This is a genomic window from Vibrio sp. V38_P2S17PM301 (assembly GCF_009904845.1).
In the GTDB taxonomy this organism is placed as follows: domain Bacteria; phylum Pseudomonadota; class Gammaproteobacteria; order Enterobacterales; family Vibrionaceae; genus Vibrio; species Vibrio proteolyticus.
This window is the reverse complement of sequence record NZ_WXWO01000058.1, coordinates 60,498-76,475: the sequence shown is the minus strand read 5'-3', so window position 1 is coordinate 76,475 and position 15,978 is coordinate 60,498. Positions and strand designations below refer to the sequence as shown.

General features: G+C 42.5%; 21 protein-coding genes. 11 read left to right on the top strand and 10 right to left on the bottom strand.

All coding sequences use genetic code 11. From position 1 onward, the window contains the following. The first annotated feature begins 107 nt into the window (after window positions 1-107). On the top strand, window positions 108-872 hold the full coding sequence (locus CAG64_RS13945) for a prolipoprotein diacylglyceryl transferase (RefSeq protein ID WP_161489323.1): 765 nt from the start codon (window positions 108-110) through the stop codon (window positions 870-872). A 344-nt stretch (window positions 873-1,216) separates the two neighbouring features. On the opposite strand, the gene CAG64_RS13940 is transcribed toward CAG64_RS13945, so the two are convergent. The 6 genes from CAG64_RS13940 to CAG64_RS13915 all read right to left on the bottom strand — a co-directional run bounded on the left by CAG64_RS13940 (window position 1,217) and on the right by CAG64_RS13915 (window position 3,945). Further along, on the bottom strand, window positions 1,217-1,783 hold the full coding sequence (locus CAG64_RS13940) for a hypothetical protein (RefSeq protein WP_161457880.1): 567 nt from the start codon (window positions 1,781-1,783) through the stop codon (window positions 1,217-1,219). A 9-nt stretch (window positions 1,784-1,792) separates the two neighbouring features. Continuing rightward, on the bottom strand, window positions 1,793-2,149 hold the full coding sequence (locus tag CAG64_RS13935) for a hypothetical protein (protein WP_161457881.1): 357 nt from the start codon (window positions 2,147-2,149) through the stop codon (window positions 1,793-1,795). Continuing rightward, window positions 2,146-2,394: a hypothetical protein gene (locus CAG64_RS13930; RefSeq protein ID WP_161457882.1), complete on the bottom strand. Its 249-nt coding sequence runs from the start codon at window positions 2,392-2,394 to the stop codon at window positions 2,146-2,148. Before CAG64_RS13930 ends, CAG64_RS13935 begins: the two co-directional genes overlap by 4 nt. A 2-nt stretch (window positions 2,395-2,396) precedes the next feature. Further along, window positions 2,397-2,747: a hypothetical protein gene (locus tag CAG64_RS13925; RefSeq protein WP_161457883.1), complete on the bottom strand. Its 351-nt coding sequence runs from the start codon at window positions 2,745-2,747 to the stop codon at window positions 2,397-2,399. Beyond that, complete coding sequence (locus CAG64_RS13920; RefSeq protein ID WP_161457884.1) at window positions 2,744-2,938, bottom strand: hypothetical protein; 195 nt, start codon at window positions 2,936-2,938, stop codon at window positions 2,744-2,746. Before CAG64_RS13920 ends, CAG64_RS13925 begins: the two co-directional genes overlap by 4 nt. Window positions 2,939-3,054: 116 nt before the next feature. Next, window positions 3,055-3,945, bottom strand: coding sequence for a hypothetical protein (locus CAG64_RS13915; protein WP_161457885.1), 891 nt, complete (start codon window positions 3,943-3,945; stop codon window positions 3,055-3,057). 336 nt (window positions 3,946-4,281) lie between these two features. Between CAG64_RS13915 and CAG64_RS13910 the strand changes: the two genes are divergently transcribed. The 9 genes from CAG64_RS13910 to CAG64_RS13870 all read left to right on the top strand — a co-directional run bounded on the left by CAG64_RS13910 (window position 4,282) and on the right by CAG64_RS13870 (window position 12,263). After that, window positions 4,282-4,956, top strand: a complete 675-nt coding sequence (locus CAG64_RS13910) for a LexA family protein (protein WP_161457886.1) — start codon at window positions 4,282-4,284, stop codon at window positions 4,954-4,956. A 197-nt stretch (window positions 4,957-5,153) separates the two neighbouring features. Further along, on the top strand, window positions 5,154-7,973 hold the full coding sequence (locus CAG64_RS13905) for a hypothetical protein (protein WP_161457281.1): 2,820 nt from the start codon (window positions 5,154-5,156) through the stop codon (window positions 7,971-7,973). Further along, window positions 7,970-8,464, top strand: a complete 495-nt coding sequence (locus CAG64_RS13900; RefSeq protein WP_161457282.1) for a siphovirus Gp157 family protein — start codon at window positions 7,970-7,972, stop codon at window positions 8,462-8,464. Before CAG64_RS13905 ends, CAG64_RS13900 begins: the two co-directional genes overlap by 4 nt. A gap of 9 nt (window positions 8,465-8,473) precedes the next feature. Next, the gene (locus tag CAG64_RS13895) at window positions 8,474-9,139 is read left to right on the top strand and encodes a hypothetical protein (protein WP_161457283.1); all 666 of its coding nucleotides are present in this window, start codon (window positions 8,474-8,476) and stop codon (window positions 9,137-9,139) included. Between the two features lie 34 nt (window positions 9,140-9,173). Continuing rightward, window positions 9,174-9,323 (top strand): hypothetical protein, encoded by a 150-nt coding sequence (locus CAG64_RS13890; RefSeq protein ID WP_161457284.1) that lies wholly within the window; start codon window positions 9,174-9,176, stop codon window positions 9,321-9,323. A gap of 499 nt (window positions 9,324-9,822) precedes the next feature. After that, complete coding sequence (locus tag CAG64_RS13885; RefSeq protein WP_161489085.1) at window positions 9,823-10,749, top strand: hypothetical protein; 927 nt, start codon at window positions 9,823-9,825, stop codon at window positions 10,747-10,749. Beyond that, window positions 10,736-11,473, top strand: coding sequence for an HIRAN domain-containing protein (locus CAG64_RS13880; RefSeq protein WP_161489322.1), 738 nt, complete (start codon window positions 10,736-10,738; stop codon window positions 11,471-11,473). The genes CAG64_RS13885 and CAG64_RS13880 overlap by 14 nt, the downstream gene beginning before the upstream one ends. A gap of 150 nt (window positions 11,474-11,623) precedes the next feature. Beyond that, complete coding sequence (locus tag CAG64_RS13875) at window positions 11,624-11,773, top strand: hypothetical protein (RefSeq protein ID WP_161488787.1); 150 nt, start codon at window positions 11,624-11,626, stop codon at window positions 11,771-11,773. A 37-nt stretch (window positions 11,774-11,810) separates the two neighbouring features. Further along, window positions 11,811-12,263: a hypothetical protein gene (locus CAG64_RS13870; RefSeq protein WP_161488786.1), complete on the top strand. Its 453-nt coding sequence runs from the start codon at window positions 11,811-11,813 to the stop codon at window positions 12,261-12,263. 308 nt (window positions 12,264-12,571) lie between these two features. Here CAG64_RS13870 and CAG64_RS13865 read toward each other — a convergent pair whose 3' ends face one another. The 4 genes from CAG64_RS13865 to CAG64_RS13850 form a co-directional block, all read right to left on the bottom strand. Next, the gene (locus CAG64_RS13865; protein WP_161448061.1) at window positions 12,572-12,877 is read right to left on the bottom strand and encodes a hypothetical protein; all 306 of its coding nucleotides are present in this window, start codon (window positions 12,875-12,877) and stop codon (window positions 12,572-12,574) included. Beyond that, complete coding sequence (locus CAG64_RS13860; RefSeq protein ID WP_161448059.1) at window positions 12,874-13,293, bottom strand: DUF5675 family protein; 420 nt, start codon at window positions 13,291-13,293, stop codon at window positions 12,874-12,876. The genes CAG64_RS13865 and CAG64_RS13860 overlap by 4 nt, the downstream gene beginning before the upstream one ends. Window positions 13,294-13,420: 127 nt before the next feature. Continuing rightward, a complete protein-coding gene (locus CAG64_RS13855; protein ID WP_161448056.1) occupies window positions 13,421-14,650 on the bottom strand; it encodes a tyrosine-type recombinase/integrase in 1,230 nt (409 codons plus the stop codon). 148 nt (window positions 14,651-14,798) lie between these two features. After that, entirely contained in the window at window positions 14,799-14,975 is a 177-nt protein-coding gene (locus CAG64_RS13850; protein WP_161488785.1) for a hypothetical protein, read from the bottom strand. Window positions 14,976-15,392: 417 nt separating this feature from the next. Between CAG64_RS13850 and CAG64_RS13845 the strand changes: the two genes are divergently transcribed. Further along, window positions 15,393-15,971, top strand: coding sequence for a hypothetical protein (locus CAG64_RS13845; RefSeq protein WP_021705052.1), 579 nt, complete (start codon window positions 15,393-15,395; stop codon window positions 15,969-15,971). Window positions 15,972-15,978: the final 7 nt, after the last annotated feature.

Below are 15,978 nucleotides of genomic sequence, written 5' to 3'. Positions count from 1 at the left end.
CACTTATAGCATTGAAGATAAAATTTTCAAGTCGAACTGTATAATAAATAAGAACAACTTAACCATAGAAAGTTTTAGCTTTGATGAAGTGAAGGTTATGAGTGACCATGATGATCTTGGACATTAATAAAGAACTAATTTCCTTTGGTGGCTTAATTATATACTGGAACATGATTTTTTTTGCTTTGGGTTCTTTTTTAGGGTATTCGGTCTTAAAAAACCTTTATATAAATGAATACATTTCGACAAGAAAATTAAGCTCACTTTTAAGCATATGCATTATTGGAATGATTATTGGTGGAAGATTAGTTTATTGTTTATTCTATGACCCAAATTATTATTTTAACAACCCTATAAAGGTGCTATATTTTTGGGAGGATAGTTTAGTAAGCCATGGTGCTTGCTTAGGCTTAATCTCGTCAGTATTGATTTATAGTCATAAGTATCATTTCAATACCCTTTGGTTGTTAGACAGAATTTCAATATCTGCAGCTCTATTATTATCTTTCATTAGATTAGGTGATTTTTTCAACTCAGAAGCATTAGGTATTAAAAGCGCAGTGCCATGGTCTGTAACTTTTTTAAGAATTGATAATTTCTCTAGACACCCAGTTCAGATATATGAAGCATCAACTTATATCTTCGTATTTGCAATACTATTTATTACATTAAAGAGAAGAAACTTCATTAATGAACATGGGAAAATATTTGGTTTATTTCTAGTTTCTATTTTTTCTTTTCGATTCATTTTTGATATTTTAAGACAGAAACAGTATTTCTTTGAATTCATGGTGGATCTATCTATTGCTCAAATACTAAGTATTCCGTTTATACTACTGGGTTTATTATTAACGTTTAAGATACGACGTTAACTAAACCAGCATAGATATATGTCTATACTTACTAATAAATAACACGTATATCTTCCCTCGTTTTATTATGCCGGATTTCCAAAAAAGATCCATAAGTCGGTGCATGTGGCTTCGTGCTTTTTAATCTCCGACGTTGGGATGTTACCTACCTAACTAGTGGTTGCTCTGGATCGTTGATTTTATGGTGACGCCATACAAAATTTGTACAGTCTTCGTAAACCCCATACGGGATGCACGTGAGGTCTAACCGGTGCAGGTATACCTTCGCGCCACCCGTTAAACGTTCGAACACATCAGTTTTTGCAACTGCAGCAAGACATAATTTTTTGATCACTCATAGCGGCTCAATCGGAAAATTCAGAAAGTTTGTACTCACGGCGTTTTGTTTTTTTTGCCTCTGTCGGATCTTCTGGTATCCGATTTTCGTCGATTTCTATTAACTGGTGATCCTGATATGAAACCCAGTCGCAGCCGCTAGGAGTCCAGAAATCCTCATTCCAATACATAATGGTCCAACAATCATCCTTGGGATCGTCGGTGATTCGCTGCTTAACCCTGTAAAAACCATCCTCACGATGAAAAGGCATAGCCCACCAGCTGATCGGGCCATCTTCGGATTCGTGTATCGATAACAGAAACGAGCCATCACGCTTAAATGGCAGTGATTCTGGTGTCGGATTCCAATCCAGGCATTCCGAAGAATGATTTTTAAACCACTGTTCGACATAGCTATCGTTAACTAATGGGTCCTCGGCCATCGGTAGAAAATAAACAATGATGCCGACCGAACGCCCCCAATCGGACAAGCGCGCTACAGTGACACTTTCACCAAAATTAGGCACGCCCGGATGTGTCCAGTATCCGTTTTTGTCGCGTTGAATTTTTGCTGGTTTGATTTTTTGTTCAATCATACTTTCACCTTAGAATGGAACATGTTGATCGCACCATGTGCAGCGTTCTGAAGTACTTACGCCATGAATGCATTTTCCATTGGAAACAGATATTCTCTCTGACTCATCGCAGCCAAAAACCTCACGAGACCATCCTGGGTAATGGGATTCAAGCGAGTTGGAATTCGCAAATTTCTCGATGTCTTTACGGTTTGCGCCTAACGCGTAAACTTCACAAAACCATTCGACCAGGTCTGCAGGGGTGCGACCAAAATCTGATGGTGCCCAAACGCCTTTAACAAATGCACTCGTTGGCTCTACACCACCATGAGGTTTGTAAATCAAAGAGCCGTTTTCGTGTAGGTAGTATTCTCCTTGTTCGCTCATTGATTCGCGTCCTCGCGGTTACTTAAGTCTCTTTGGATTTTCATCGACGCAGACTTAACCGCCGTTTCAAGGTTTGCTCTGTAAACGTCGCCGATATGATTGGCTATCAACGTCGCAAAAGGCTCTGTATTTTTATTGCCTTCGATTTTCACACCGCATGAAAGATTGATACCTATCAGGCCAAGCCTCTCAACATACGCCAACTGTAACGCGTCCTCTTTGATTTCAATTGTGATAGTTGCCATCGTTAATCCCCTAAATTGATCTTGGGTCTATTTCGTTGATTGGTTTGTTGTTGAACAGCTCTTACTTGTTTTAACCGCTCCTCAAGCGCGTGGTGGCGTTTTCGAATCTCGGACGTAGCAACGTCGTAGTTTTGCTTTACGTAACCATGTAGCTGCGTATTGGCACGTTTTCGGGCATCCAATGGGCGTCCCCTATTCCAGTAATACAGATATGTGTCGTCATACTGCTGAGCGGCGAATGCTTGTTTCTCAGGCGTCAGACACAGAAGCATTTTTTCGATGAAACCTTTATCCGAAGGAATGTCCCAGCGCTTTGAGCCGTTGTAGTAAAACAATGGCCAGTGGGTGATCACGCGTTACGCTCACAAGCAAAGCGAGTGTTAAACAACAACCGCAGACGTTGGCTGCCAGTTAGGTGGCGCTCTTCAATAGCAAATCGAGCCAATTCGAAAAGCTGAGTAGAACTTAAATCCAAGTAATCAAAACGATGGTTAGGCTTAGGCACCAGCGATTGATAGTCGTGAAGGTTAGTGATAGTTTTCATTCCGTAATTCCTCGTCGAGATGATGTTAGCTTTCGTTTCTGTTGGGATTTACACACACGTTTTGTGCTGATTTTTTATCAGTCGATTTTTTTGCCCTGGTCCTAGCCGGGGCTTTTTTAAATTCCGTACTTCGCTTTGAGTTCGGTTAGTTGTTCATCCGTGATACCAGCCAATCTGATTGGCACTTTTCCTGTGCGTTTCCACACATACAGCTCAGCCGTTCCAAGCTCAGACCAGCCCGCCGATTTGGGACCACTTAGAAAATCTTTTTGAACGCGCCGGCGGTGTTCTGTGATTCCGTTGATTTCTTTCTGTCCTCCTTTGGAAAAATCAAAACGATGCTTATTTACTTGATCACTTATTAGATCTTTTGATCTCTTATTAAGGGCCCTGGTTTTCAGGCTCTCGGTGACACCGGGAGCCTGGTTTTCAGGCCCTCGGTGGTTAAGCTCATGATTTAAAAGAATTTCATGCTCTACACCGAAAGACTGGTTTTCAGGCTTCTGGTGACCGAAAGCCTGATTATCAGGCTCCCGGTTTTCAGGCCCCCGGTTTTCAGGCTTGTGGTTCAGATCACACTTTTCTGTGGATAAGCTCATATCGCATTGTTTTTGTTTATTTTTATCAACATCACCGAAAGACTGAATTTCAGGCTTCTGGTGGCCGACGCCCTGATTTTCAGGCACTCGGCTATCAGGGATAGGGAGAGCAAGACAAACAAGCTCTTTCTCAACGATCCGGCCACTGTCATCACGAACGAAAATTTCCTGAATCAGACCTATTTTCTTTAGCTCGTTGATCACTGCCCTCGCCTTATCTCTGCCCAAGCCGAAGCGCGACATAATCTCTTTTGTGTTTATCTTCCATTCCGACGATTGGCTCTGAAGATGAACCCAAACAGCAAGTACAACAGGGTTATCGATGCTCTTGATCACACCGCTATCTAACGTGGTGTAGCATCGGCCAAGGCTCCCTAGCTCATTGGCGCTTATTTTTCTTACGGTCATGGCTAGGAGCTTGTTTTAAGGTGCCTTTTGGTTTGTATTTTTTGCCTAGTTTCCTTAAGTAAGGCGGAGGCTGTAGTTAAACCATTTGAGAGACCTGCGATGATCTCGGCATAATTTGTTTCACCGGTGAATTCCGTCTTAGGCAGGTGACCATTACGCGTCCACTTGTATACAGCACGTAATGACACACCAGCTGATTCGGATACCCTGAGAGCTCCAATGTGCTTTACAGTTTTTTTAATCAAGCTTTGAGACATACTCGACCCTAACTTTGAACTTTAGGTTCTATTTTTAGATCGAACTTACTATTAATGTCAAATGCTTTAATATGCACTTATGGTACAAAATCAAAAATTGCGTGAAGAATTTGCAGCTAGGCTAGCGCAGGCCTGTGAGATGGCTGGGATCAAAAAATGGGGTCGCGCAACTAAGCTGGCGAAGCTCGCGCACGTGTCGCAAAAAGCAGCCCATAAGTGGCTTACAGGAGAAACATTACCAAGACAAGAATCAATCACATTGTTAGCAAAACAATTGAATGTAGACGGTGTATGGCTTCAACACGGAGAGCGAGCAAATGCAAAGGAACCTGCATGCTATGCAAGAACTGAGTATGTAGGGAGTCATCCAGTGCTAGGAAAAGTGTCAGCAGGGAAATTTGAGTCAGCAATTCAAATGGAAGGCCTGCTGGAAATGACAACAACAATTAGAGCAAGCACCGACTCTTTTTGGTTGGTAGTAGATGGCAATTCTATGACAGCACCTATAGGAATAAGCTTTCCAGACGGTATGCTCATACTCGTAGATCCCTTAGCTGATTATCAAAATAACGATTTTGTCGTTGCATATACCGAAAATAGGACATTTGCGACTTTTAAAAAGTTAACTATTGAACCGGAGGGATGGTTTTTGAACCCCTTAAACCCAGACCCTTTCTACAAACGCATTCACTTCGACGAATCTAACTGTGAAATAGTAGGTAGAGTAGTCGACGCACGGTGGTCACTCCGGTAATGGTAGCAACAACGTTAGAAAAAGAGCCAAATGGCTCTTTTTTTTTTGCTTATAAAAAGTACGAATAATCAATTAGATATAAAGATTATGAACCAAAAATACTAAAACAATAAGGACTGAAAGGTAAATTTACACCTTACATTTAGTACTTTTGGTACGAATATCTTCAATATTAATCATTCGGAGGTATTCTTAAGATGAGCAAGTTCTATGTCGCAACAATCAAAAGTTTTAAAGGTAAACACCCTCAAGGCCTCGTTACCCAACAAGTAGTGGTTAAAGCATCTTTGAAAAAAGACGGCGTAGAGCTGGCAAAGAAAGAACTTGAGTTCTGGGATGCTGAAAATATTGGGTGCTATCAGGCCCCCAAACTAGTTGAAGGAACTGCAGAAGATCTGGCGAACTATTTAGCGTCAAAGGAATCAGCCGGCCAAACCGACATTGAAGATGCAGCCGCACCAACAACTAGTACAACCAACCTATTTGATCACGAATCTGCACAGAAAGCCGAGTTCCCTATCGTTGAACCGTGGGCCGTATGGGTAGCCCTTGCTCAACGCAACGAAAAATATGTCGTATCGTTCTCGATCGTTAACCGCTCAAGCAATAACGCGGTGGCTCTTGGCTTCATCAATTCGTTTTTCCCACAAGAATTTAGCACTGTAGAAAACGCCGTAAGCTTTGCTCTTGGTAAGGCAATTGATGGCATTACCGCTCACCTACCGCAGACCATGGGTGAAACTGCAGGACGTAGCGTTAATATTTTGCAGGGCTACGCAAAAGACCCAGAGACGCAGTTTGCAGATCGTTTTGTTCGTAATATTGACTTATCCAACGCTAAATTTATCAACGTTTCCGTTGCTACCAGTGGCAAAGGTACTGCACCACAACAAGTCAAGCCCGTAGCTCAGCCACCAAAAGCCAAAGCGCCAAGCGTTAATGAGATTTTTAACGCTGTCCTCTTACACCCTGATTACCGCAACTGTGCAAGCCCATACAACACCAGCGAATTTATAAATTTGGTCAAAGCGAATTTCATGCAGCTTATGGGAGATTACAAGCTCAATGTTCCAGCCATCGTTGAACACATCAACGGAATGAGCGAAATCAGGGACCTAGCGAAACTGGGGGCATGTGAGGAAATTATCGGGCTCTACGCCAAGAAAACTCCCGCGGTATCTGCGGAAGAAATACTAGATGAAAAAGTCTACGGCGAAGCTTTGCTTGAATCTGCAGACGCTGATGTTTATCAAAAGTGTATCGCTAAAAGTCTAGCCACAATCGAGAACGCTCACAACGAACTAACAGCTGAACAATACGAAGAGGCAGCGGAAAAGCTCAAAGCCGTTTTAGAAGAAGCTAGCGATGTCTATAACAATTTCGATGCTCTGGAAACCATGAACATGATCCAGGACGTTGATTGGGATAGTGCGAACGAAGCATACAAGACGTTTTTGAATATTCGCTCCTTGCGTATCCTTGTCCGTGAGAACGCTGTTTACCTAGAAGAAAGCGAAGATTCACCAGCGACTGCTGTCGATGCCGTTAAAGGTACTAAAAGTTTACCACTCAACACAGAAAGCTTACCAACAACCAACTACAACAAGGCTGATCACTGGCAACACCTCGCTTTCCAGTTAATGGAATCATGCAACGAGCATAAGTATGTATCGGCCGAATTAACTGCAGAGTACGCAGCAAATCTACGCGAGGCATTCCAGGATACTCACCAGTCACTATTTGTCGTTGATAGCGACGATAAATATTACTCCGACGCAGCCAGCCGCCTGATGACCCACATAAAAGATTCAGGCAAAGCGGTTGTGTTGATTTCGAGCTCTCCAAGCATAAAGCAACTGATTAACAAATTGATGGTGAAAAAAGATGCAGAAGAAGAAAAAAGCAATCCAACGATTGAATCAGCAACAGAGACGCGACCTGATGATCAATACAGCCTTACTGCTGGGGCTGCCATTGCTAACAGTGATGCTTGTCATTCTGACAAATCTGGATCAGTTGTAAGTCTGGAGGCCTCGCACAATGAAAAATCTAATGTTTCAATTGCTAGCGGGAATCGTGAATGCACTTCTGGGGATGTCACCAATACTGACGGCTCTAGCACTGCAGAACCAGTGGCCGTTTTGAATCTAAATGAGCAATTCGACGAACTAGAAAAACAATGGAGCGAAGACCATCAGATAAAAGAAAACATGTCTATCTGGTCCCGTGTTCATCGCACTGATCGCCGGTTCACCAAAAAAGACCATAACGAGCGAACCTCGATTAAAACCCAATACCGAATCATGCGAGCCACTGAGCTATTTGGCCCTATGGGGATAGGTTGGGGTTACCGAGTTGTTCGTGAATGGAGCACTGAGGGCTCTCCTATCGTAATCAATGATACGGTTACACAGTACCGTGAAATGATTCACCACTGTGAGATTGCGTTTTGGTATACGTATCAAGGCAAACGCTCTGAGGACATTACTAACTATGGTGATACCAAGCAGTTTTATTACTCCCGCGGATATCAAAACAAACCAGGCTACTTCGTGAATGATGATGAAGTATTGAAAAAATCCTTATCTGATGCTCTTGGAAAATGTCTATCGATGATCGGTGTTTGTGCTGACGTTTATCTAGGTGAGCATGACGACGCACATCTAGAAACGCTAACCAGAAACGAAATTAACTCCTACGAACAAAAACGGCATGCGGAAGAAGAAACGCGCATCCGTGAAAAAGTTATTTCTGAACTGGCAGAGATCAACACAAGTATGGAAGCGGCTACCACAAAAGCCAAAGCCAACGAGTTGCGTGGTTTGGCGTTGATCTCGATCCACGCCCTACCCGATATCAACGAAGAACAGAAACGCAGCAAATCTAATTTCATCCAGAAGCTGGAACTTAAGTACAGAGATACGATTGCCAGGATAGACGCAGAAGCCTCTGCCAAAAAGGCCACTAAGGAATCTACGCAGTGTAATGAACATACAGCGCAGGAGGCAGCACTATGAACGCGACTATCTGGACAATCTCTGAAGACGTACAAGGCCTCTTGAAATTAGCTGAACAAAATAATTGGGATGCTTCCGTAATCCAGGACACGCTAGAGGGTACCGGCTTAGAAGATAAAGTTAACGACTGGCTAAAAGCTATCTCTAACGAGGAAGCAACTGCCAAGATGCTCAAAGAGGAGAAAGAGCGTTTAGCCGAGCGTCAGAAGCAGTACGAGAACAACGCCAAGCGCATGAAAGAGTGTTTACATACCGTGATGAAAAATCTGGACATCAAAACCTACAAGGTGCCGTTAGGCACCTTATCCCGCAAAGATGGTGGGACAAGCATCCAGTTTGAAGCAGATAAACTGCCGGATTCCTATTTCGTGTACGACACGGTTAAGACACCGAACAAGCAATTGATCGAAGCTGATATGAATGCGGGCAAAGTAGTCCCTGGCGCTTACTTCGAAATCAAACCTGAAACGTTTTCTATTCGTCGTAGATAAGGGGGACGCATGAAAAACAAAGATCTCGCATTACAAAACGTTGTCGCTCTTAACCCAAACAAAGCACGCAATATTCGCAACGCTGGCTTGTTTGTCATAGACAATCCGACATTTTCATTAAATGAGTTGTGCCAGGCGATTGGTGTGCCTAAGAACCTGATTAATCGAACCCTCACAAATCTCAAAGTGATGGGATTTAAATTCGAGCGCCAGCCGCTATCACACTCACATGGAGAGTTAAGCTACACATGTATTGAATTTACTCCTGTTCGCAGCTTTACTGGCCGTTCGAACGCAGTTAAAGCCATTCGAGCAATGAGTGCAAAAAAGCGAGTTCTTAAATTCACCGCTCAATACGCGATGGATAACGAGGGCTTTACCTTCGAGGATATCGCTACCCAAGCAGAATGCCAAAAGTCTGCCATCTGGTCTGCAATCAAAACGCTCGAAGACACCTACGGCTTTGTGTTCAAACGCCATCAACCCGAAGCGAAGAGCGAACCACTTTATCTGATGCTTGTTAAGTGTGAGTTTTCCGGCGTAAAAATGGATCCGGCCAAAACGATAGCCAACCAGGAAAAGTTGCCCTTTTTACAACGTTATAAAAATTGCGGTTTTCGCAAGCCGCACACAATCAACCCTTTGTTAGCAATGGTCTTAGGAATTCGAGGTTAATATGATAGATAGATTTTTAACAGCCAAAGAGATTATGGCATTACTGCAAGTTGGTTCGACAGGTTTCAACTTAATGGTCAAGCGCGGAGAGTTTCCCGGCGCTGACATCGGTGGCGGCCACGGCAAACCACGCCGCTGGAAAGAGTCAACGTACAAGAACTGGGCTAATAGTCAGGGTGAGTAATGGAAATACGGTTAAGTCCGGAACTCTTCGAAGTGTACAGAGAGATTCAAGCTTTCTATATTGACAATGACGCCCTACCGACCGTCAAAACTCTAGCCAAAATAATGAGCATTTCAAACGCTAAAGCGAACCAGTATATGAAAGCATTGAGGGATAAAAAAGTGTTAACCATCAATAGTCAAAAGGGTTATATGTGGGTTCGCTGCCGGCAGGTAGTTAAGGGGGCTTAGCCCCCTTTTGTAGTTCTAGCGATTAGAACACAGGTAACTAATACAAAGCATTGATTAATCTGCGTTTTTACTACGCTACCAAATGCAATCTAATAGTTCAAAATGAGACACACCACTATGAACTTGATTGTATAATAAACCTTGGCAGTTTCGCTTCGCTCAAGTATGGCCAAGCGCCGCTCACACCTTAATGCTGCGTTAAGTTTCATCACTCGAATCAGCATGACAAATCTGATACTCTCTTAAGCAAACAACAAAAGAAGAAACAAATGGCGTTTGAAATTAAAAGGCTCAATGTAAGTCCTGAAGACCTTGAGCAACTAGGTACTAAAGAAAAGTTTTGGTTTAACTTCAAGGGCGGTAATGTCAGATGGCTATTCAAATATTCTCGTGAGAATACTGGTGAGCATTGGTCGGAAAAAGTAGCAGAGGAATTGTGTAAAGAGCTTGGTATTCCTCATGTAAAGTATGAGATGGCTCAAATGAATGAGCGATATGGAATTGTTTCTCCAAACGTAATTCCTGAACAGTGCCGAATGGTTATGGGTAATGAAGTATTGCACAAAGATAGCCCTTCTACTTACCCTGAACCCGTGAAGGATACCCAACAATTTGTACGGATTAAGGAACACACGGTTCAACGTGTTTTAGGTTGTTTCGACCTTTCACACATTAGTCCTCCCAAAGGTTGGGACTCCATCGAAGATCTGAATGCTGGAGACGTGTTTTGTGGCTATTTAATGCTTGATGCATTGATTAGCAACCAAGATCGCCATCATGAAAATTGGGCAATTGTTATAAACACTGAGACGCAAGAGAAATATTTATGCGAAACATACGATCATGCTGCAAGCCTAGGAAGAGAGCTTCTCGACAAAGAGCGTGAAGACAGATTAACTTCTAAGGACAAAAATCGACAGGTAGGCAAGTTCGTTCAAAAGGCTCGCTCTGAACTGTTTAAGCTGAAAACAGATAGAAAACCACTGCTTACAAACGAAGCTTTCTTTTTGTCTGTAGAAAAGCGTGAAAACGCAAAAGTTTTTTGGTTAGAGAGACTTCGAGCACTAACCGATGAAAAGATAAATGCTATATTTAACAAAATACCAACAGAAGTGATATCAGACGTTGCTAGAGAGTTTTCATTAAAGATGGTATTGGAAAATAAAAAAAGGTTACTAGAAGATGACAGAGTTTGATCCTGTTTACTTAGCTTGGCAATCGCCGGACACTAGGGATTGGCATGTTGTTGGCGCATTGACACAAATTTCTAATGGTTACGAGTTTCATTATACGAAAGGAGCTTTATCTGCAGAGAAGTTTGTTCCTTTTAGTGGTATGGAAAACCTCAAAAAGTCTTATGTTTCTGAAGAGCTTTTTCCATTGTTTTACAATCGGTTGCTTTCAAATCGTCGACCAGAATATCCGAAATTTATTCAGTGGTTAGGGTTGTCTGAAAAACAGGCTACTCCAATGAATATCTTAGCTCGCTCAGGGGGGCTTCGAGGTACCGATCAGTTGCAGATGTTTAGGAAAATTGAAGTAAAAGATTCGGGTTCATATGAACACTTTTTCTTTGCCCACGGGCTAAGCCATCTAACTAAATCAGCTCAAAAAAGAGTTGATAGTTTAACTGTAGGTGAAAGGCTATTTTTATGCTTTGATTGCCAAAATACTTATGATGAAAATGCGATAATTGTTCGTACAGATGACCCGGCGGAAATTATTGGATATTGTCCTCGTTATTTAGCGAAAGACATCTCAACTCTTTTCAGTATTTCTGATAGTTTGACAGTGAGCGTAGAAAAAATTGCAAAAGATGCACCGTCAAATTATCGATTAATGTGTAAAGTATCAGGAATAGTTAAGACTGATAAGATTGCTAGTATGAGCACACAAGAAGAATATCTGTTTACTGTTTAAAGAAACTTAACAAAGCATTTAAGAGTAATTCCCAACGCTTGGCATTTTTGCCCTAGCGTTGGATTTTTTGTTTATGGTGGTATGGTTTAGTTTGGTGGTGGCGTCGCTCACACGTCAATTGGGCGTCATTCTCTAGGGATAACTGATTATATGGACTGGGAAGTAATTAATGGAATTACAAGCATAGTTGGTGCAATTTGTTCTGTCCTCGGCCTAGGCTATTTTAGTGCTAAAAGTAAAGCTGCGGTTGGAACAAATGGTCGTATCGCAACAGTGGGTATTACGCTGATCACTACATGATGCGACGTATTGTAAAAAATTCAACAAGAGATAGAGAATGGAGCAATTTTTAACAGATGCATCAACTACGCACTGGTGGCTAGGAGTTGTTGTTGTTGGTATAACCATAAACATTGCAAGTACATATATTCGGGCTTTTTTCGAACATAGACTTTCGCGTTTATCATCTTACTGGCGAAATAGACAAGAAAGCCATGTAAAAGAAGAACAAGAGAAAATTGAGTTATTAAAGAATAATCCAGAGCTTAAGTTAGTTTACGCATTAAATGAAAGCCGTTTTAGAACAAGATCTGTAGGGTTCTTTGTAATGAGCACGATGTTTACAATATTGTCTATAAGCTTCGAGTCTGATTCATTCGTCTGGTTATCTATCACCTTTGTTTTGAGCCTTGTATGTATAATTATTTCACTTATTGATCATCGAGAAGCTGTTAAGATAAAAATACGGATCGAAAAATCTACAACTGACTTAGAAAAAATAAAAAAATAACAAGTTCTTCGTAAGGAACATGCAGCCAACGATGACTTCATTCCATCGTTGGCTACATGTTTATGGTGCAGTAGCTTGGTCAAACCTATATCTTAGTCCTTCTCCGATTTTCATTTTCCATAAGTTCCGCTTTGGCTTTGTTGTATCGCATCGAGTAGTAGCCAGCGATCACAGCAAAAATCAGCACAGTTATCTGCAACCAGCCTTGCAGACCAACACTGACTACGCCAGCCCAAATCGACGCCAACCAAGCTTTTTGTGTAGGCCATAGAGACAAAAGCCAGTCTCTGAATGTATGCCAGTTCATACTACCCCACAAAACCGGCTAGACCTTTTAGCAGCACACCTACTAAGTCTGTACGGTCATAAAGAACAACGGCGACAGCCAGGATAATCATTACAATGCCGCGCCAGCTACGCTGCAGCCAATTGCCCTCCATTTCCTTCAGAATAAGCTGTGTTTGTAACTCTGCCGTTTTGTAGTTAGAGCTGATTCGAAACTGTTCTAACAGGGCCTTTATCCGCTCAGCATCTTTCTTATCGGGGATCTTGTTATCGATAAAATCAAACAAAGGACCGAAAACGCCATCAAGGATCTTAGAGAAAATGTTCATAACCGTTGTATCTCCATCACGAAACCTTCCGGATAGCGCTCTTTAAGCTTGTCCAGTGCCTTGCGACTGCTCGATACGCCCCAGCGTGAGGAACCTGGCATAAACGTCAGGCCGGGAGCAATACAGCCCTCCAATTCGTTCGGATAGTTAGCAGCATGAAAAAGGCAATTAGAACGCAATGATGGCCCACTGACCGTAACACCAAGATTTTTATTACTGATAGCGAAGCAATCACCAAAGCGTGGGGAAGAATGGCGAGTGACCGAATATACGCCAGCTGGGACACATGAAACGTTTTTCTCGTTGTTCTGCCAATCGGGCTCAACGGTGACACAAACAACCTCAGAACCATCGTATAGCTCGCCAAAGGTGCCAATCCCGCGAATCGATTTACTGATAAGGCGTAATGTTTTCAATTGTGTATCTCCTACTAAATAAGGAGATCAGACCGTATCACGCACCACATGCTGCATTTGCGTAAAAGGCATTCGTTCTCATGAGTAACCGTCATAGAACGAAGAGCCCCGGTGATCCGGGACTCGTTTATATTGCACTTTGAATAGAGATTACTTTTTCTTTTCCTTGCCTGATATCTTCCAATCGTTCAGCCCACTTGATATAAGCCTCTCTCTGTTCGTCCAGGTAATATCCTTTGTCGTAGGTGCTCCACTCACCAGGCAACTTGTGACCCAGCATAATTTCACGTATGTACCATGGTGCAAGCGCGCCCATGTTGGTGCGCATCGTTCTCCGTAAATCGTGCATACTCCAATGAGCAATCTCTTTGTGTCCATTCTTTGAAAGCCATTTATTGACATGCTCGGGGAACCCCACCCAAAACGAGGTAGCCATTGCTTTATTCGTTCTTAGACTAGTGATTAGGTTTTTACCGTTGGCGGAAAATGAGGCCAGGAAATCAAAGTGAGGCTTTGCGCTTTCAATTATTGGACGCTTTAAAGGCGTTTTTGTCCTGCGCCCTGTTTTGTGGTTTTCCGGTGGTACCGTCCAAACATTCGTAAATTCATCGAGGTGACTTAGCTCTGCCGAAGAAAGCTCACCCATACGGCACCCGTAAAGCAAAGCAAGATAAATCATTGCTCCGTTTCTCTCGTTGGCGTCACAATAAGCGAGTAACGCCCTGATCTCGTTATCGTCTAAAACCCGGCTGTTAACTTTTCTTGTGATATTAAAATCTAGGTTAGCGTTAATATCAGTCAGTGGATTATTCACAACCAAGCGACGACGGATAGCGAACTTGTAAGCCTGTCGGCAGTTAGCTAGTAACGGGATTATTTGAGTCGGTGACTTTTGTTTGACCCTTTCAAACACCTCAAAAAAATGATGTGCCGTGATATCTTTTGCCGGTAAGTTCCCGAGATAATCAAAGAGGTGATTTCTAATGGCTCTATATACTAGATCGGCCCGCTTCTTTCTTGGCTTGGCTTCTAACTCATACCATCTATCGATAAGGTCACTAAAAAGAATAGCTTCCTGGTTTGCAGCGATCTTTGTGCGCTTTTTAACTTTCGGATCTATCCCGTCTCTTAGCCCGGCCCTATATTCGATATTTCGATCCCTAGCCTCTTTCAGTGACATTTCTGGGTAGCAGCCTATCGTCAGTTGATCGGCCTTGCCGTTGTATCGATACCGAATGAAAAAAGCCACCTTACCTGTAGGCGATACCCTTATATAAAGTCCATCACGATCAGAAAACACATCCTGCTTGTCCCTTGGTTTTCTGTGCAGACTCCTAAGCTTTGAATCAGACAACATGACCAACTTTCCTTTATACACAAATTTATACACATTTGAGTGTAAAGCCTAAATGTACTCGGTAAAAGTTAATCGTTTAAACAAAAATAACTCATTAATATTAAAGGAAATATATGATTTTAAGCAGAATTCCGCAATTCTTTTACGATTAGGATTTCAAATCACTGAGCATTTGCTGCCCTTCCTGATACGCCTTATCTTTGGACGCAACAACCTGCCCCGTCATCTGAGCAGTTTTTGCTGCGGTTGAGTAAGCGCCATTTGCAAAAGCAACACCTGACATCATCAACAGTGCAGCGCTGGTAAGGATAGTTAGTTTTCTCATAACAGACTCCTCGTCTTTGTTGTATTTGAGCGACATCCTCACTGCTCTTGTATCAAATCATACGTACAGAGACCATGAACAGATGACATTACTTTCATAAAACTCACTAATTATTTGCGCAAAATTTGCCCACCCCTACTTCGTAGGTGTTTTCCTCACTCTGTTCTGAAATTACACCACTGGCTTCTTTTGATAGAAAAATCATTATCATAAAATAAAAACCAAACCGTACATTCATTAACGAAATAGCGAACATTGGCGTCTTCTAAACACACAAAAAATCGGTGAAATTTTTTGAAAATAAAGACTAGCGGTGAAATACGTAGTACTTGTCACCACAACGTAACCGTATCGTCACCGGACTTTATTGTTACTTCCCTACCATTTGCCCGTAAAAACAAGGAGTAAGGGCTCTTAATGCAAGTGATTGAATTTATCCGTCAGCAATTTATGGAAAGTGGACACGTGGCGTACGGGGAAACATTGTCGATGGGTGAGCATATGATGCAGGCAGCGTTTATCGCCGAGCAAACGGGCTGTCATAAGGAACTGGTGGTAGCCGCATTTCTGCATGACTTTGGTTATCTGATTCTGGGATTGCCGGAAGAGAGCACCGAATCCGGTATTGACGGTTTTCATGAAGACATTGGTGAGCAGTGCCTTAAAGGCTATTTTCCGCCGTTAATCACCGACTGTATCCGCTTACATGTTCAGGCCAAACGTTACCTGTGTACGGTTGAGTCACACTATTTTGACCAACTCAGCAAAGCGTCCCGTCGATCACTTGCCGTTCAGGGTGGATTAATGAACCACACCGAGTTGTGTGCGTTCGAAGCAGAGCCGCATTACCGGGAAGCGATTCAGATTCGCCAGTACGATGACAAGGGAAAACAGCCGTACCTGAACCACCCTGATTTAGACTACTATCTCAAACTCACGGCAAGTTGCCTCATCAGAACAGAAATGACACGCTCGCGCCATATCGAGGTCGCGTGACAAACGA